The sequence below is a fragment of the Arthrobacter sp. P4_F10 genome, assembly GCF_056401435.1.
In genome coordinates this window covers 65,996-82,988 of record NZ_JBFUJJ010000006.1, presented here as the reverse complement: position 1 = coordinate 82,988, position 16,993 = coordinate 65,996, and the positions used below count along the sequence as shown (strand labels likewise).

Below are 16,993 nucleotides of genomic sequence, written 5' to 3'. Positions count from 1 at the left end.
GACTAGCAAGCTGGCGGTCCCCGGTCCATCTGGGAACACGACGACGGCGGGCAGGGGCAAACGTCCCCGCCCGCCTTTCGGCGTTTCTGTCGTGTCCATCATTGCGGTCCTGATCGCCCTGTTTTCCCTGGTGCCCCTGGCCTACGTGGTCTTCATGACGGCATCCACTGGCTGGGACACCGCCGCCGCCCTGATCCTGCGCCCGCGCGTGGGCGAACTCCTGCTGAACACCGTGCTGCTGACCGTGGTGACGGTGCCGCTGTGCCTGGTCCTGGGCGTCGGCGGCGCGTGGCTGGTCGAACGCACCAGCCTCAGGGGCCGGAAATGGTGGGCCGTGCTGCTCGCCGCGCCGCTGGCCATCCCCGCCTTCGTCAACAGCTACGCCTGGGTTTCCGCGGTACCCTCCCTCGGCGGGCTGTGGTCCGGGGTCCTGATCGCCACCCTGTCCTATTTCCCGCTCGTGTACATCCCGGCGGCCGCGACGCTCAGCCGCCTGGACCCGGCGATCGAACAGTCCGCCGCCTCCCTCGGGCTCGGCGCCTGGCGCGCGTTCTTCCGCGTGGTGCTGCCGCAGCTGCGCATCGCCATGACCGGCGGCGGGCTGCTGGTCGCGCTGCACCTGCTGGCCGAATACGGGGCGTTCGCGATGATCCGCTTCGACACCTTCACCACCGCGATCATGGTGCAGTACCAGTCCACCTTCAACGGGACCGCGGGGAACATGCTGGCCAGCGTGCTGGTGTTCCTGTGCCTGATCCTGCTGCTCGTGGAGGTCCGCAGCCGCGGCAGCGCCCGGTACGCCAGGATCGGCTCGGGCGCCCAGGCACGCGCCTTACGCCTGCCCCTGCACGCCTACCAGGTCCCCGCCCAGCTGTCCCTGATCGCCCTCACCGGGCTGGCGTTCGGCCTGCCGCTGACGTTTGTGCTGCGCTGGATCGTCGCCGGCGGCCCGGAAATCTGGGCAGCCGAGGAATTCATGCCGGCCCTCCTGCAGACCCTGGCCTACGGCCTTGCGGGGGCCGTCGTCACCACCGTGGTCGCGTTCCCCATGGCCTATCTGGCCGTGCGACGTCCCGGCTGGTTCAGCAAGACCCTGGAGCTGTCCAACTACATCACCAGCTCCATGCCCGGGATTGTGGTGGGCCTGGCCTTCGTGACCGTGAGCATCCGGATGGTGCCCAGCGTGTACCAGACCTCAGCGCTGCTCATCGCGGCCTATGTGCTGTTGTTCCTCCCCCGGGCCCTGGTGAACATCCGCTCGGGGCTGTCCCAGGCACCGAAGGAACTCGACGAGGCCGCCCAGGTGCTCGGGAAGCCGCCGCTGCTGGCCTTCCTGCGCGTGACGCTGCGCCTCACGGCTCCCGCCGCGGCCGGCGGCGCCGCCCTGGTGTTCCTGGGGATCGTCAACGAACTCACCGCCACCCTCCTGCTCTCGCCCAACGGGACGCGCACCCTCGCCACAGAGTTCTGGAGCAAGAGCAGCGAGATCGATTACGCTGGCGCCGCCCCCTATGCGCTGCTGATGATCCTGATCTCGGCGCCCATGACCTACCTCCTCTTCCAGCAGTCCAAGAAAGTAGCCGGACAGTGACCGATGTTTACCCGTCGCGTGAGGCCCCCTCGCGTCTGCCCGAGCCGCGAGTCGCGGCCTCCGTGGCCACCAGCACCAACAGCCACCTGGAAATCGACGCGGTCACCAAGAACTTTGGCCCCCAGGCCGTCCTCAGGGGCGTCAACCTCTCCGTCGCCAGGGGCGGAACGACGGCGATCGTGGGGCCGTCCGGCTCCGGCAAGACCACACTCCTGCGCCTGATTGCCGGCTTCGAACATCCGGACACCGGCAGCATCTCGCTCAACGGGAGCAAGGTGGCGGGCGAGAACGCCTGGGTCCCCGCCCACAAGCGCCACGTCGGCTACGTGGCCCAGGACGGCGCTTTGTTCCCGCACCTGACCGTCGGGCAGAACATCTCCTTTGGCCTGGACGCCGCGCAACTCCCCGGCGGGCACCGCGGCGTCAAGGCGCGGGTCGGCGAGCTGCTGGAAATGGTCTCCCTGGACCCGGCCATGGCCAAGCGCCGCCCGCACCAGCTCTCCGGCGGCCAGCAGCAGCGGGTCGCCCTAGCCCGGGCGCTGGCCCGCAAGCCCGCGCTCATGCTGCTGGACGAGCCGTTCTCCGCCCTGGACGCCGGCCTGCGGGTGGCCACCCGCCGCGCCGTGGCCCAGGTCCTGAAGGATGCAGGCGTCACCACGATCCTGGTCACGCATGATCAGGCCGAGGCGCTGTCCTTCGCCGACCAGGTGGCCGTGATGCGCGGCGGCAGGCTGGCCCAGATCGGCAACCCGTTCGTCGTCTACACCCGCCCGGCGGACCGTGCCACCGCCGAATTCCTGGGCGACGCCGTCATCCTGGATGCCTGGATGGAAGGCTCCCTGGCCACGTGTTCGCTCGGCGGGATCCCCGTGCGCCGCCCGCCGGCCCAGGGCCGGGTCCAGCTGATGCTGCGGCCCGAACAGATCCGTATTTCCGAGGACGGCCCCATCCGCGGCACCGTGGTGGACACCGACTACTTCGGCCCCGAGACCACGGTGCGGCTCCAGCTGCCGGTTCCGCCGGTCCTTGCCGCCGGCGCCGTCCCGGACCACCGCTACCCCGGCGGCGGGGAAATCATCACCATCCGGCACTGGAACGCCTCGATCGCCCGTCCCGGCACGGAGCTTCGGCTTCGCGTGGTGGGCGAGGCCGTGGCCTTCCCGGTGGATGAGCAGCAGTCTCCGTAATCGTGCTCTGCAGATAGGGTGGGCGGATGACTGTTCAGCCTGGCCTGCACCGCCAATACTGCTCCGTTGCAGCCCCCACGCAGCTGTGGCTCGATCCGGACGGCCGCCTGGCCGGCGAGGTCAAACCGCCCGGAGCCGGTGAGGCTGCTGATCCGGCCGGGTTCACCGGGCTGCTCCACGGCGACACCCGGATGCTGTGCCGGGCGCTCGTGCGCGTCAACGGCCTGGAACCCGAACCGGCGGCCGTCGAGACCGAGCCCGGCGGTGTCCTGCGCGTCCGGGGCCTGGTCCGGGGCATCCCGGGACCCACTGAGGATCCCGCCGTCGAGCTCTTCCAGACCTGGACCGTGACGCCGGGCGTGGTGCGGCACACCTTGCAGCTGCGCACCTCACTGGAGTCCCTCGACGTCGAAATCGACATTGAACTTGCCGCCGACTTCACCGACATGGCCCAGATCCGCCTCAGCCGTTTCCGCGACGCGTCCGGGCCGGTCTCCGCCGATAGGTCCGCGCTGCGCTGGAGGCAGGGCGGCAAGACCCTGACGGTTGCGGCCGCCGGCGCCGTCACCCCGGAAGGGCACCTTACCTGGCGCGGAACCCTGGGCCGGGGCCGGCCGTTCGAGGCCGAATGGCAGGCCGTCCTCACCGACGACGACGCCGCCGTGGTGGCGGCCCGCCCGCCCGCAGCCCGGCCGCCGCGAACCGGACCGGCCGGAGCCTTGGGCCTGCTCCTGGATAACTCCCTCGATGAAGTGGCCGGGCTCCGTCTGGCCACCCGCCAGCTGCCGGACGCTCCGTTCATCGCCGCCGGGGCGCCCTGGTACTTCACGCTGTTCGGGCGGGATTCGCTGTGGGCCGCGCGGCTGCTGCTGCCGCTGGACACCGGACCGGACACCGGTCTGGCGGCGGGCACGCTGCGCGCACTTGCAGCCTTCCAGGGCACCCGCACGGACGCCGCGGCGGCCGAGGAACCCGGCAAGATCCTGCACGAGCTGCGGTCCAAGGAGCTTGTGCTGGAGAGCCAGGGCCTGCGTCTGCCACCGGTGTACTTCGGTGCCGTGGATTCCACCCCGCTGTGGCTTTGCCTGCTCGGCGAACTCTGGCGCGCCGGCCGGGACGACGACGCCGTACGGTCGCTGCTGCCGAACGCGGCACGCGCCGCGGAATGGCTGCTCGCTGCCGGCACCACCGGAACGGACGGTGCAGCAGACGGCACGGCGGGCAACGGCGGGTTCCTCAGCTACCGTGACGCGTCCGGGCACGGCCTGAGCAACCAGGGCTGGAAAGACTCCCGGGACGCCATGCAGTTCCGCGACGGACGCCAGGCCGAGGGGCCGATTGCCCTGTCCGAGGTGCAGGGCTACGCGTACCAGGCAGCGATGGAAACGGCGGAGCTGTTCGACGCCTTCGGCGAACCCGGCGGCCAGGCACTGCGCGACTTCGCCGCTGCCCTCCGGCTCAGGTTCCGGGAGCGCTTCTGGGTTGAGGACGACTGCGGACCGTTCCCGGCCATGGCCCTGGACGGACACGGGGTTCCCCTGGACATCCCCGGCTCAAACATGGGACACCTTCTGGGCACGGGCATCCTGGACGCGGCCGAGGCCCGGATCGTGGCGGACCGGCTGGTGAGCCCCGAGTTGTTCTCCGGCTACGGCGTGCACACGATTTCGCGGCGGGCCGCAGGGTTTTGGCCCTTCAGCTACCACTGCGGCTCGGTCTGGAGCCACGACACCGCCATCGCGATCCGCGGCCTCCTGGCCGACGGTTTCATCGCCGAGGGCCGGATCCTCGCCGATGGCCTGCTCGCGGCGGCGGCCTCCTTCGGGCACCGGCTGCCGGAGGTGTTCGCAGGGGTGCGGGCCGAGGACTCGGGCGTCGCGGTGCCCTATCCGGCGTCGTGCCACCCGCAGGCGTGGTCCTCAGCCTCGGCGGTGGTGATCGCCCAGGCGATGGGCGTCGGGCTCTGACGGGCCTGGCTCTGACAGGCGGACCGCCGCCGGGCGAACCTCCGGCACAGGCCGCCTCAGGATCCCGGCCCGTGTCAGGGGTACCGGCCGCGGTGCCATAGAGGCGCGGAGCGCGTCGGCCAGGATCACGATCCCGGTAACGGCGAGCGCCAGGCCCATGGCGGCGAGCACGTCCGTCAGCCAGTGATAGCCCAGGTACAGGCGGCTGAAGGCAACCACCAGCGTCCCAGCGGCTGCGGCCGCGAAGGCGAGCACCGACGTCGACTGTTTGCTCGTCCGCGTTCCGCGGGCCGCCACCAGCAGGTAGCTGACGACGCACAGGAAGACGCCGGCACCGAAGGTATGGCCGGAGGGAAATGACAGGGCATCATCCGGTCCCAGCAGAAAGTCGCTGGCGGCGGGTCTGCCCCGGCCGACGTCGTGCTTGATCAGCGTGGACACCGCGAAGGTGGCCGCCATGGCGCCGATTAGCAGGGCGGGACGCCAGACTTCCCGTTTCCAGACCGCCCAGGCCAGCGCCACCGCGCAGCCGATCACCGTCATCCACAGCGGCGACGTCACCGTGGTCACGGCCGCCAGGAAAGCGGTGGCGAGCGGGTTCCGGGACGCCACGAGTCGATCGTGCACGGGCGCGTCCAGGGCGGCCACGCCGCTGTTCGACTGCACGGCGGCGAGCACGGTCCAGAAGATCGTCTCCCCTGCGATCAGCATGCCCGCTGCCACGAAGAAGAGCCGCCGCTGGGACGTCAGCGGCGGGCGGGCAGGGGGTCGCGGGGCACGCTGGGCAAGAAGCATCGACCAATCCTGCCAGTGGCAACTACCTGCAGCCCGGACGGCCGCTGGGAATTCGCTGGGATCCCCCGGCGGCTGGGTCCGCGGCGGGCGACCGCTAGGGTTCCCGGGGCCGCTTGGTCTGCGGGTACGGCGTTTCGAACCGGGCGAGCATCTCCACGAACCCGGCGATCTTCTTCTCCCGGGTGGAGGCCTGCTTGACCGAGTTGGTGCGGTAGATCAGGGCATACCTGTTCACGGATGTCAGGACCTCGAACATCGCCTGCGCCCGGGGCTCCGCCGCGATGGCCGCGGCGAGGTCATCCGGAACCTCCGCCGTCGCTGAGCCCGAATAGGCGGCCTCCCAGCGCCCGTCAGCCTTGGCGGACTCGACGGCGGCCCGGCCGGCCGGGGCCATCCGCCCCGCCGACTCCAGGCGTTCAATCCGTTCCACGTTCCGGGCCGACCACACGCTCTTGCGTCCCCGCCGGGTCATCCGCTGGAAGGAACTTTCCTCGTCCCGTCTCCGGCCCTGCCCGTCGATCCAGCCGAAGCACAGCGCCTCCTGCAGCGCGGCCTCGTAGTCCAGTTCGGTCACCGAACCGCCCTTCTTGTGCAGCACGAGCCACACGCCGGGGCTCTGCGCATGATGGTGCTCCAGCCAGGCGCGCCACTCGGCGGCGTCCTTCACCAGCAATTCCTCGAGTTCAACAGCCATGGCCCCATTGTGCACCGTGGGGCTGACCGGATGAGTGCTTTGGTGGCACCATGGCAGGTGGAGCCACATCCGTACGTCACCAGGAGATCCCATGCTGCGCGTCCGCCCGATCCACTACACCTCCCGCATGGACCAGTGGGAGCGTCTGCTGTCCGCCCTCGGCATGGTGCGGACGGTCGACGACGGCGACTGGCAGGAGTTCGACGCCGGCTCGGGCCGCCTCGCCCTGCACCGCGTCGCCGCCGGCGCCCATCCCGGCGGGGACGCCGGTGCCGGAATGGTGCTGGATGGCAAGACGGACTTCGGCGTCGAGGTCGGGGATCTGGCGGAGTTCGCGCGCCGCACCAACGCCGCGGGTGTGGAGGACGGGACCACCCCGGCCGAGCTGGTCAGCGCCCGCCACGGCGACACGTGCCGCATCACGGGCGAGGACGGCTTCGGCTTCTTCGCGGACAAGGCCGCCCACGGCGCGCAGTGCGCGGACGCCGATCCGGCCCTCGCTGTCGTCGAGGTCTGGTTCACCCCGGACGCGGCCGCCGCCGCGCAAACCCTGCGGAACATGGGCGCACGGCTGCGCCCGGCACCGGACGATGACGAAACGGCGGATTTCACGGCGAAGAACGGCGGCGTGCTGATGGTCCGGCCCGCCGGCGGCGCCGCCCGGTCCGGCCTGGGCTTTGAATACACCGGCGACCTGTCCGCCCTGCGGGACCGCCTGGCGGCCGCGGGGCACTCGGTCAGTCTGACGGAAGAGGCGTTCGGGCGGACCCTGCACGTGGCCAACCCCGATGCGGTCGAGCTGCCGGAGAACCCCAACGGGGCGATGCTCTGGATTTCGGCGAAGCCGGAAGGCGCCTGACGGTCCCTCCCGTGCGCCTGTGGCTGTTCCTTATGGTGTTGTCGGGTGGTTCCGTGGCCGTTGTGGGGTCGTGGCTACCCGGGGGTGGCGGGTATGGCTTTGTTGCTGTGGCCGGACGATTGGTGTCGTGACGGCTTCGAAGGATTGGCCGCCCGCCGCCCCGCGATGACCCGACCGCTGATTGAGAGACGCGACTTGATCGCCGGATAGGGACACGACGGCGCGGTTATCTGCCGGGTTCCACCCATCCGACAGACTGGAGGCTGTTTTGGTGCATCTATGGGCCGGCATTGACGCCGGCAAAGCCCATCATCACTGCGTCGTGATCGACGCCGACGGAAACCGGCTGCTCTCGCAGAAAATCCCTAACGACGAACCGGCCCTGCTGGAACTCATCGCCTCCGTCCTGAAACTCGGCGACGGCGACGAGGTCGTCTGGGCGACCGACCTGAACCACGGCGGCCCGGCGCTCCTGATCGCCATCCTCGTCGCCCACGGCCAGAACATCCTCTACATCCCGGGCCGGATCGTCCACCCCAGGTGCTGCTGAGCATGCCCGGTACCGGCCCCGCCGCTACGACCAGCGGCTCCTGCGCGTCTTCTACCTCTCCGGGGCACGACGACACTCCGCGCGCACGGCATCTCTTCATGCGCGAATGGGATCAAAGCGTCCTCACGGAGCAGCACCAGCCTGCCGCTCCCACTGAAACGGCAGGCCTTCGCCGGTCCCGTCTCGCACTCGAAGACGGAACCGTCGTCGGCTCCATCTCCACCTCCTTCGATGAGGAACCCGACGGGTTCACAGCACGCCTGTCCGTGAGCTTGCCCGCCACGTGTGACTGCCAAGACCCTTCCAGCCAACATGCAGCGACGCACCGGGTGGAAAGGTCCTCGCTGGGAAAAACGGCGACGAGCCCGAGAGACAGGAAGATCTCCACCGGAACCCCGCCTGCCAGGGAGCGCAACGCGCACAATAAGAACTAAGTCTGCTCAGGCCTCAGCCGGGGAAAAAGCGCCTCGGAATTGCCGCGGTCTATCGCCGCGCGCACGGAGGGGTCCAGCGGATAATTCTCATACTCCATATTCAGGAAATCGATCGCCGCAGAGGGTGCGAACGGGAAGTCAGTTCCGTATGTGATGCGGCCCGGGTCAGCTACCTCGAGCAGGCTGGGCAGGGCCGCCGGGCTGGCAGATAGGGCCACGTCGTAATAAAACCGCCGCAAGATGGACTGCTTCTTATCTCCCAGCGCCGCCAGCGCGCTGAGGGCCAGGTCCTTATCGTTGAGCATCGTCAGCAGGATCCTGTAGGCGATGTAAGGCACGAAGCCGCCCGCGTGGGCCAGGATGAACCTGACTCCCGAGAACTTTTCCATCGCACCGGACAGGATCAGGCTGATAGCGGTGCGGGTGGTGTCGAGCAAGAAATCTGCGGCAAAGGCGGGTATGCCCGGCACCGCCGGAGCGGGCAGCTCAGCGGGGTGGATGAACACTACGGCCCGGCGGTGGTGCAGGAACTCCAGCAGAGGCTCAAAGCCAGGATCGCCCAGATAGCGGCCGGCGTTGTTGGCCAGCAATACGATCCCGTCCGCGAGCAGGGTGTCCAGGGCGTACTGGGCCACCGCCAGGGCGCCTTGCACGTCCGGCAGCGTGAGCGTCGCGAAGAACCCGAACCGCTCAGGCCGGGCCGCGACCACCTCTGCACTGTATTCGTTGATCTCCCGCGCCCGCCGCCGTGCCTCCGCAGCGTCCCCGAAGTACACGCCGGGCGTGGACAGGGACAAGATGCCGGTCTGCACGTCGTGCCTGTCCATGAACTTCAACGCTGAGCGCTCGGACCACGACGGCAGGCCAATGCCGCCGGGGCGGATGCCCTTTTCAAGCATCCAGCGCGCATACCCAGGCGGAACGATGTGCTGGTGAGTGTCAATGCGGTACGGCCGGCCCATCCGGATCCTTGTCCACGTGCTCGTTTCGCTGATACGCGGGCCCTCAGCGGATGTGAACAATCTACTCGCAAATCCGACCCGTGAGCAGACCGCCGGACGGTGCCTGGGACTGAGCTAGACCGTCAGTGGGCGCTCTTCGAAATCGTGTGTACCAACCGCCGCGGGCGCTGGGAGCCGTTCTCTTAGTCGCCCTGCTGGTGGGGGAGAAGGGACACCGGTACAGGTGCCGCCCCGCCCACGTGAAAGGAACAGTCCATGGGCAACAGCAAAACCCGCAGACCATATCCCGGAACGACGACCGCCAAGTGCCTCGGCCCCTAGCCATAGGCCTCAGGAATCCATTGACAACATCATTGAGATTCCTTCGGAGGTACAGCCGGGCCCGCGGTCAGTCCTCCAGCGCCCCGTTGCAGAGCCGGTTCACTACCTCTGTGAGCGTCGTCAGGCCAGCCACGATGTCCTCGTCCGTGGTGTATTCGTGCTCGTTGTGGGAGATCCCGTCCACGCTGGGCACGAACAGCATCACCGTCGGGACCAGGTCCTTCATGTTGGTCGAATCATGCCCGGCCAGGGTCATGACCTGCTTGTTCGCCAGGCCCAGGTCGGCCGCCACTTTGGCCGCGAGTTCAACGCCCTCGGGCTGGTAGGGGGTCACGGGCCAGGTGTGGGCGTGGTTGCGCTCCACCGTGACGTTCGCCAGCCTCTCGATCCCGGCGATCCGCTCGTCCAGCAGGGCGTCCGCCTCGGCCAGGACAGCTTCATCGGCGCTGCGCAGGTCCAGCAGCAGGCTCACCCGCGACGGCACCACGACGGGCGAGTTGGGGTAGACGTTCAGCTGCCCCACGGACGTGTGCAGCACGCCGGGGAAGGTGTCGGCAAGTTCCCGGGCGGCGACCACCATCATGGAGGCACCCAGCAGCGCGTCCTTCCGGTCGGCAATCACAGTGGAGCCCGTGTGGGCCTGCTCGCCATGGACCACGAACTCGTATTTGTTGGCCGCCCAGTTGGAGTTCACCAGGCCGATGGTGATGCCTTCGCGCTCCATGCTCCGGCCCTGCTCAATGTGGATCTCGGCGCAGTAGGCGGCTTCGGGGCCCTCGTAGCTGCCCCGGCAGCCGATCGCGTCCAGCGCCTCGCGGACCGAGACTCCGGCCGTGTCCGTGGTGGCCAGCGCGGTCTCGAGGTCGAGCTTTCCGGTGTAGACGGAGGAGCCCATCATGGACGGCTTGAAGCGGGAGCCCTCCTCGTTAAACCAGTTGACCACCGCGATGTTGAACCGGGGCTGCCCGGCGGCCCCGGCCGCGGCCCACTGCTCCACGAGCCGGAACGCCGCGTGGGCTGCGGCAAGGACGCCGTACGCGCCGTCGTAGCGTCCCGCCGTCGGCTGGGAGTCCATGTGGGAGCCCACCACCACGAACGGCGCACCCGGCACGGCCTCGTACAGACCCCACTGGTTGCCGGCCCGGTCGAACCGGACGGTGAAGCCCTTGGCCTCCAGCAGGCCCGTGAGCCACTGCCGCTGCTGGCCGTCCGGCACGCTGGCCGCCTGCCGGTCCACGCCGCCGTTCTCGGTCGCGCCGAATTCGCTCATGATGTGGAAGTCCCGCACGAACGCGGCGTCGCGGGTGCTGAAAATGGTGTGAGTAGTCACGGTGTTCCCCTATGAACGGTTGGTAGCTGGGTTGAAGAATGGACCGGTTGCGGCCGAATCGACCGCAACCGGGGACGAGAGGCCGGGCGTCCGGAACGTAAACGTCCCCCCGACGGCGGTGGCCAGCACCTGGAGTTCGGCGATGCTGCCCGCGGTGAGCGGGGACCCGGACAGGACGGTGAAGTCGGCCAGCTTCCCGGTGGTCAGTGAGCCTTTGATGCCGGACGTGCCTGTGGCTGCTGCGGCTCCGGTGGTATACGCCGCCAGGGCCTGGAGCGGGCTCAGCCGCTCGTCCGGGTTCCCGAAAACGGCGCCCGAGGCGGTGCGCCGGTCCACGAAGGCCTGCATGCCGCGGAGCACGTTGCCGTCCGCCACGGGGCGGTCGGAGCTGCCGGCGAGAGTCACCCCCGCGGCAAGGAACGACGCGGCCCGGTAGGCCCAGCCGAGCCGTTCCGGCCCGAGGGACAGCGTCATACCGTCCCCGCCGTCGAAAAAGAAGCTGGCCTGCGGGGTGACGGCGATGTCGGCTGCGGCAAGCCGTGGAAGCTGTTCCGGCCGCGTCATCGAGGCGTGTTCGATCCTGTTGGGCACGGTCCGGGGGCCGTATTTCGCGGCGCAGCCGGTGATGATCTCGATCGCGAGGTCAACGGCGCTGTCGCCGATCGCGTGCGCCGCGATCGACCAGCCCGCCGCGTAGGCGGCCTCGATCTTTGCCCGGAGCGCCTCCGGTTCCGCCTGGAAGTAGCCGGTGTTGCCGGTGTTGTCCGTCCCGCCGTGGCTGCAGTAGTCCTGGCTGACCGCGGCCGTTTCGCCGAGCAGCGAACCGTCCAGGAACACCTTCGCCGGGCCCAGGGACAGGAAGTCGCCGCCGAATCCGCTGGCGATGCCCAGGTCCAGACCGGCAGGTGCCGGGACCTGCGGGTCCTGTCCGCCGAGCGGGTGGAGCACATCAAGGACCGGCATCAGCTGTGCCCGCGCGTGGAGTCTGCCTCCGGCCGCCGCCCGCTGGTAGGCGGCCAGCTCCACGGGGCTGTGGCCGATCCAGCCGCCGCCGATCCCGGCCTCGGTGAAGCTCGTGATGCCCTCCGCGGCGTAGTGGCTGGTGGCCCGGTCCAGTGCGGCTTCGATCGCCTCGGATGAGTACGGCAGGATCAGCTGCTGGATCAGCTGCTGCGCGGTTTCCTGAACCAGCCCCGTGGGACGGCCGGCGCCGTCGCGGACAATCACGCCGCCGTCGGGGTCCGGAAACGACGCCGGTTCGGCGCCGGCCAGCCGGAGCGCGGCGGTGTTGACTACGGCCATGTGGCCGGAGTTGTGCCGCATCAACAGGGGCCGGTTTCCCGTGATCCGGTCCAGGACGGCGATGTCCGGGAACTCGCCGCCGTGCTGCTGCTGGCTGAAGCCGGTGGCCAGCAGCCAGCCCGACGCCGGGCTGGACCCGTGCTCTGCCCCGGGCCCTGCGGCGCTGTCTGCCGCCATACCGGCCTCCAGCAGGGCGTAGAGCTGGTGCAGTCCGCGCGCGGCGGAGACGTCCAGCTCGCCCAGGCCCAGCCCGAACCAGGTGGTGTGGCAGTGGGCGTCGATGAAGCCGGGAGTCACGGTGGCGCCGCCGAGGTCCAGGACCTCGGCGGCCTCCATCGAGTCCAGGTCACCGTCGAGGCCCACAATCCGGCCCTGCCAGACCCCCAGCGAGGTGGCCTGCGGGCGGCGGTTATCCATGGTGATGATGTCCGCGTTGCGCAGCAGCAGGTCGAGTTTCATGGGATTACCTAGCGTGGTTCTTTTAGCGGTGGGAGGTGGTGACTGACTTGATGCGGGTGTAATCCTCCAGGCCAAAGACGGAGAGGTCCTTGCCGGTGCCGGAGTGCTTGAACCCGCCGTGCGGGGCCTCGGCCGGAATCACCTGGTGGCAGTTGATCCATACGGCGCCGAAGTCCAGCTCGTTGGATACCCGGGTGACGACGCCGTGGTTGTTCGACCAGACGCTGGAGGCCAGCGCGTACTTCGTGCCGTTGGCGAGCTCCACGGCCTCGGACTCGTCCCGGAAGGGCTGGATGGTGACCACGGGTCCGAAGATTTCCTCGCAGACCACCTCGTCGGCCTGGAACACTCCATCGATCACGGTGGGCTCGAAGTGGAAGCCGGCGCCCGTCCGCTTGCCCCCGGCCAGTACCCTGGCGTTCGCGGGCAGCCGGGACATGAAGCCCTCCACCCGGTCCAGCTGCGCCGCGCTGTTCAGCGGACCCAGGTCCGCGGCGTCGCCGCCGACCTGCAGCGCCGCGGCCGCCGCGGCGAGCGCGGAGCCGAACTCCTGGTGGATGGATTCCTCCACGAGCACACGGGTCACGGCGGTGCAGTCCTGCCCGGCGTTGAAGAACGCACCGAGCGCGATCTCCTTGGCCGCCAGGTCAATGTCGGTGTCGGCGAAGACGATCGCGGGCGCTTTGCCGCCGAGTTCGAGGTGGACGTCCTTGAGGGTCTTCGACGCCGCGGACATCACCTGTGCCCCGGCCCGGGTGGAGCCGGTGATGGACACCATTTCCGGGATCTCGTGATCCACCATGGCGGCACCGGTCCCCCGGCCGCCGCAGATGACGTTCACGACGCCGGCCGGGTAAGCCTCCTGCGCCAGCTCGCCCAGGACCAGGGTGGACCAGGGTGTGGTGTCCGCCGGTTTCAGGACTAGCGTGTTGCCGGCGGCGAGCGCCGGTCCGATCTTCCAGATGGCCATCATGAACGGGTAGTTCCACGGGGTGATCTGGGCGACCACGCCGAGGGGTTCCCGCCGGACGGTGGAGGAAAAGCCGCGGACGTATTCGGTCTGCGCGGTCCCGGACACTACGCGGCAGGCGCCGGCAAAGAAGCGCAGCTGGTCGGCGCCGCGGAGGATCTCGATCTCGCGGGTGACCTGACGGGGCTTGCCGGTGCAGGCCACTTCAGCGTCGAGGAGCCTGTCGACGTTGGCCTCGATGAGGTCAGCGAGTTTGAGCATCATGGCCTGGCGTTCGGCCGGGGTGGTCCGCTTGTAGCTCTGGAAAGCGGTGTGGGCGGCCTGGAAAGCGCGGTCCACCGTGGCGTCGTCGCTGTCCGGGGCGGTGCCGAGCTGGACTCCGGTGGCGGGGTCGAAGAACGGGAGGGTGGCGGCAGCTGAACCGTCCGCCGCAGCCTCTGGGGCGATCTCACCGTTGATGATGTTGTGCAGGGTGATCATGACGGGCTCCGGTCAGTTGCTGGCGGTCTTGGGTGAGCGGGTGGTGGGGTCCTGCGGCAGGTGCAGGACTGCCGGCAGCCCGGATTCGACGGCGCGGCGGAAGGCGGCGCCGAAGTCCTCTGCCCTCTCCACGCGTTCTCCGTAGCCGCCGTAGGACCGGGCCAGCGCGGCGAAGTCCGGGTTGGTCATGTGCGTGCCCGAGGGCCGGCCCGGGTAGTGGCCTTCCTGGTGCTCACGGATCGTGGCAAAGATGCCGTTGTCCACCACGAGGGCGATGAACTTCCCGCCGTGGCCCATGGCCGTGGCCATTTCCTGGCCATTCATCATGAAGCAGCCGTCGCCGGATACGGAGATCACCTGCCGTCCCGGGTAGGCCAGGGAGGCAGCCACCGCCGCCGGGATTCCCATGCCCATGGCACCGTTGCGGGGCGCGGCGAGCGAGTTCGCCGTATTGTGCTTCAGATAGCGGGCCGGCCACAACGAGTGGTTCCCGGCGCCGTAGGTGATGACGGCGTCGTCGTCCATTTCCTGCTTGAGGATTTCCATCACGACGGCGAGGTCAACACCGGTGCCGCCGTCCGGCTGCGCGGTGGAGAACTTCTCGTAGTCCGCGCGGGCCCCGGCCAGCCAGCCGGCCGCGGGTTCCACCGCGGATTCCGTGCCGGCAAGTGCGTTGGCGAAGGACGCGACGTGGGCCGGAATGTGTTGGTCCAGCCGGCCGAAGTGGCCCAGCAGATCGGCGCCGGGGTGGACGACGACCGTGACGGCATCCAGTCCGCGTTTGTAGCCGTCTGAGAGCACGTCAGCGCGGACGCAGCCGACGAAGACCAGCAGATCGGCCTCGTCGAGGCGGCGGGCGTTGGCGTCGCTGCGGGCGTAGCCGAGGTAGCCGGCGTAGGAGTCGCTGCTGTGCGGGACGGCGTCGTAGGCGCGGAATTCCGCGAGCACGGGGATGCCGTGGCGGGAGGCCCAGCCGGCCAGCGCGTCGGAGGACGCCTGGTTCCAGCCTTCGCCGCCCACCACGATGAGGGGCTTCTTGGAAGCGGCCAGCCGCGTCTCGAGGCCGGCGAGGTCCGCCGCTGCAGGTTCGGTCCGGGCGATCGTGCGGGGCTCCACTGTGGCCGATTCGATGGCGTGGACCAGCACGTCTTCGGGCAGACCGATCACCACGGGGCCCGGCCGGCCGCTGAGGGCCGTGAAGATGGCGTCGTCCACCACGCGGGCGGCGGAGGCGGCGTCGTCGAGCGTCACGACCTTCTTGGCGGTACTGCCGAACCAGGCATTGATGTCGAATTCCTGGAACGACTCCCGCCCGCGGTCCGCCACCGGGATGAGGCCCACGAACAGGATCATCGGGGTGGCGTCCTGGTGCGCGGTGTGGATGGCGATGAAGGCGTTGGCGGCACCGGGACCACGGGTCACCATGGCCACGCCCGGAAGCTCCGTGAGCCGGCCTTCGGCGAGGGCCATGAACCCGGCGCCGCCTTCGTGGCGGGTCACCACGGTTTCAATGGAGGATCCGTGGAGGCCGTCCAGCACATCCAGGAAGCTCTCCCCGGGGACTCCGTAGACGCGTTGGATGCCGGCGCGTTCGAGCTGGGCAACAATCAGGTGCCCTGCGGTGGTTGAGGTGCTCAATGCTTCATACCTTTTTCTTCGATGCTGAGGGCCGGCAGGACAATCCCCGAGAGTGCGGTCAGAACCGACACAACCAGCAGGATGATGGCCCCGGGCCAGAATGAATTGCCACTGGCAGCCACGAGGGCTGTGGCGATGAGTGGGATAAAGCCGGAAATAACGCCGGCGCTGTTGGAGGTGATGGCTACGCCCGTGTAGCGGACCTTCGTGGCAAAGAGGGCGGTCAGCGCCGTGCCGGACACCGCGTAAGGGACGGACAGGGTGGCGACGCCGATGATCATGGCGCCGATGACCAGGACGGGGTTGGCGGTGTCGATGGCCAGGAAGACCGGAACGGCCACAACCGCGGAGACCACGCCGCCCCACAGAATGACGCGGCTGGCGCCGAACTTCTCGCCCATTCGGCCAGCCCAGATGAGGACAAAGATCTCCAGCGTTGCCGCGAGGAGGGAGCCCAAGAGCAGGGATTCGTAGGGCATCTTGAGGATCTTGGTGCCGTAGAAGACCACAAAGCTGGTGATGAGGTAGAAACCGCCGATGCCCAGCAAAGCGGAGCACATGCCGACCAGGATCTGGCGCCAGCTGTTGGTCAGGACGCCGCGGATGGGGGCGTGCTCGGTCTCGCCCGACTCCATGAGGGCCTCGAACTCGGGGGATTCACTGAGCCTGCTGCGGATCCACATCGAGATGGCCAGCAGCGGGATCGCGGCAATGAACGGGATGCGCCAGCCCCACGCGTCAAAGTTCGTTTGGCCCACGAGGTAGAGCATGCCGAAGAACCCGCCGGAGGACAGAATGGTGCCGATCGGCGAACCGATCTGGGGCAGCGCAGCGTAGCGGGCCCGCTTTGCCACGGGCGCGTTTTCGACGGCGATGATCACCGCGCCGCTCCACTCGCCGCCCACCGCGAGTCCCTGGATGATCCGCAGGGCCACCAGGATAATAGGGGCCGCAATGCCGATCGTCATGTAGTTCGGCAGCAGGCCGATCAGGCCGGTCACGACGCCGATGCCCACGATGGTGACCATCAGGATTGTCTTCCGGCCTACCTTGTCCCCCAAGGAGCCGAAGATGAACCCGCCGATCGGGCGGGCCACGAAGCCGACAGCCAGGGTGGCGAAAGAGCTCATCGCCGAGACGAAGGGGTCCTCGGACACGAAGTACTGGGCGTTGAACACCAGCGCCGCGGCAGTGGTGAAAAGGAAGAAGTCGTACCACTCGAGGGCTGTGCCCACCAGGGCTGCCAGGGCCACCTTGCGGGTGACACTCTCATCCACGATCCGTAGGTCCGGGCGCTCCGCCCCCGTCACTGCCGTGCTGTTGTTGCTTGCCATGAATTACTCCAAATTGCTAGGGACCGGATACCTCGGACGGACGACATCTTTCGCCGCCTGCCCCGTGATGTGGCTCACCCTTGGGTCTGACTCCATTCTTCCAGTAGGTTCATCCAAAAT

General features: G+C 68.8%; 12 protein-coding genes and 1 pseudogene. 5 read left to right on the top strand and 8 right to left on the bottom strand.

The features are described 5' to 3' along the window. The first annotated feature begins 91 nt into the window (after positions 1-91). Genes AC1DR1_RS09355 through AC1DR1_RS09345 form a run of 3 tightly spaced genes read left to right on the top strand, consistent with a single transcriptional unit; the run spans position 92 to position 4,745 of the window. Complete coding sequence (locus AC1DR1_RS09355) at positions 92-1,591, top strand: ABC transporter permease (protein WP_476966880.1); 1,500 nt, start codon at positions 92-94, stop codon at positions 1,589-1,591. Continuing rightward, the gene (locus AC1DR1_RS09350; RefSeq protein WP_476992508.1) at positions 1,588-2,778 is read left to right on the top strand and encodes an ABC transporter ATP-binding protein; all 1,191 of its coding nucleotides are present in this window, start codon (positions 1,588-1,590) and stop codon (positions 2,776-2,778) included. The genes AC1DR1_RS09355 and AC1DR1_RS09350 overlap by 4 nt, the downstream gene beginning before the upstream one ends. Positions 2,779-2,804: 26 nt before the next feature. Beyond that, positions 2,805-4,745, top strand: a complete 1,941-nt coding sequence (locus AC1DR1_RS09345; protein WP_476992507.1) for a glycogen debranching N-terminal domain-containing protein — start codon at positions 2,805-2,807, stop codon at positions 4,743-4,745. On the opposite strand, the gene AC1DR1_RS09340 is transcribed toward AC1DR1_RS09345, so the two are convergent. Both AC1DR1_RS09340 and AC1DR1_RS09335 read right to left on the bottom strand, forming a co-directional pair. Further along, positions 4,698-5,540: a phosphatase PAP2 family protein gene (locus AC1DR1_RS09340; RefSeq protein ID WP_229994628.1), complete on the bottom strand. Its 843-nt coding sequence runs from the start codon at positions 5,538-5,540 to the stop codon at positions 4,698-4,700. The two genes, AC1DR1_RS09345 and AC1DR1_RS09340, sit on opposite strands and share 48 nt — an antisense overlap. Positions 5,541-5,634: 94 nt before the next feature. Next, on the bottom strand, positions 5,635-6,234 hold the full coding sequence (locus tag AC1DR1_RS09335) for a YdeI/OmpD-associated family protein (protein ID WP_364748366.1): 600 nt from the start codon (positions 6,232-6,234) through the stop codon (positions 5,635-5,637). Positions 6,235-6,325: 91 nt separating this feature from the next. Here AC1DR1_RS09335 and AC1DR1_RS09330 point away from each other — a divergent pair, with 91 nt between their 5' ends. Both AC1DR1_RS09330 and AC1DR1_RS09325 read left to right on the top strand, forming a co-directional pair. Then, complete coding sequence (locus AC1DR1_RS09330) at positions 6,326-7,093, top strand: VOC family protein (protein ID WP_364748368.1); 768 nt, start codon at positions 6,326-6,328, stop codon at positions 7,091-7,093. A gap of 268 nt (positions 7,094-7,361) precedes the next feature. Continuing rightward, positions 7,362-7,628, top strand: a pseudogene (locus AC1DR1_RS09325) (IS110 family transposase); the annotation flags it as partial. A 445-nt stretch (positions 7,629-8,073) separates the two neighbouring features. Here the strand turns inward: AC1DR1_RS09325 and AC1DR1_RS09320 are convergent. The 6 genes from AC1DR1_RS09320 to AC1DR1_RS09295 form a co-directional block, all read right to left on the bottom strand. Further along, complete coding sequence (locus tag AC1DR1_RS09320) at positions 8,074-9,039, bottom strand: amidohydrolase family protein (RefSeq protein ID WP_476992506.1); 966 nt, start codon at positions 9,037-9,039, stop codon at positions 8,074-8,076. Between the two features lie 388 nt (positions 9,040-9,427). After that, on the bottom strand, positions 9,428-10,690 hold the full coding sequence (locus AC1DR1_RS09315) for a M20 family metallo-hydrolase (protein ID WP_364748372.1): 1,263 nt from the start codon (positions 10,688-10,690) through the stop codon (positions 9,428-9,430). A gap of 9 nt (positions 10,691-10,699) precedes the next feature. Continuing rightward, the gene (locus tag AC1DR1_RS09310) at positions 10,700-12,451 is read right to left on the bottom strand and encodes an amidohydrolase (protein WP_476992505.1); all 1,752 of its coding nucleotides are present in this window, start codon (positions 12,449-12,451) and stop codon (positions 10,700-10,702) included. A 22-nt stretch (positions 12,452-12,473) separates the two neighbouring features. Further along, the gene (locus tag AC1DR1_RS09305; RefSeq protein ID WP_364748375.1) at positions 12,474-13,901 is read right to left on the bottom strand and encodes a gamma-aminobutyraldehyde dehydrogenase; all 1,428 of its coding nucleotides are present in this window, start codon (positions 13,899-13,901) and stop codon (positions 12,474-12,476) included. A gap of 12 nt (positions 13,902-13,913) precedes the next feature. Continuing rightward, a complete protein-coding gene (locus tag AC1DR1_RS09300; protein ID WP_476992504.1) occupies positions 13,914-15,539 on the bottom strand; it encodes a thiamine pyrophosphate-dependent enzyme in 1,626 nt (541 codons plus the stop codon). Next, positions 15,536-16,873, bottom strand: coding sequence for an MFS transporter (locus tag AC1DR1_RS09295; protein WP_476992503.1), 1,338 nt, complete (start codon positions 16,871-16,873; stop codon positions 15,536-15,538). The genes AC1DR1_RS09300 and AC1DR1_RS09295 overlap by 4 nt, the downstream gene beginning before the upstream one ends. Positions 16,874-16,993: the final 120 nt, after the last annotated feature.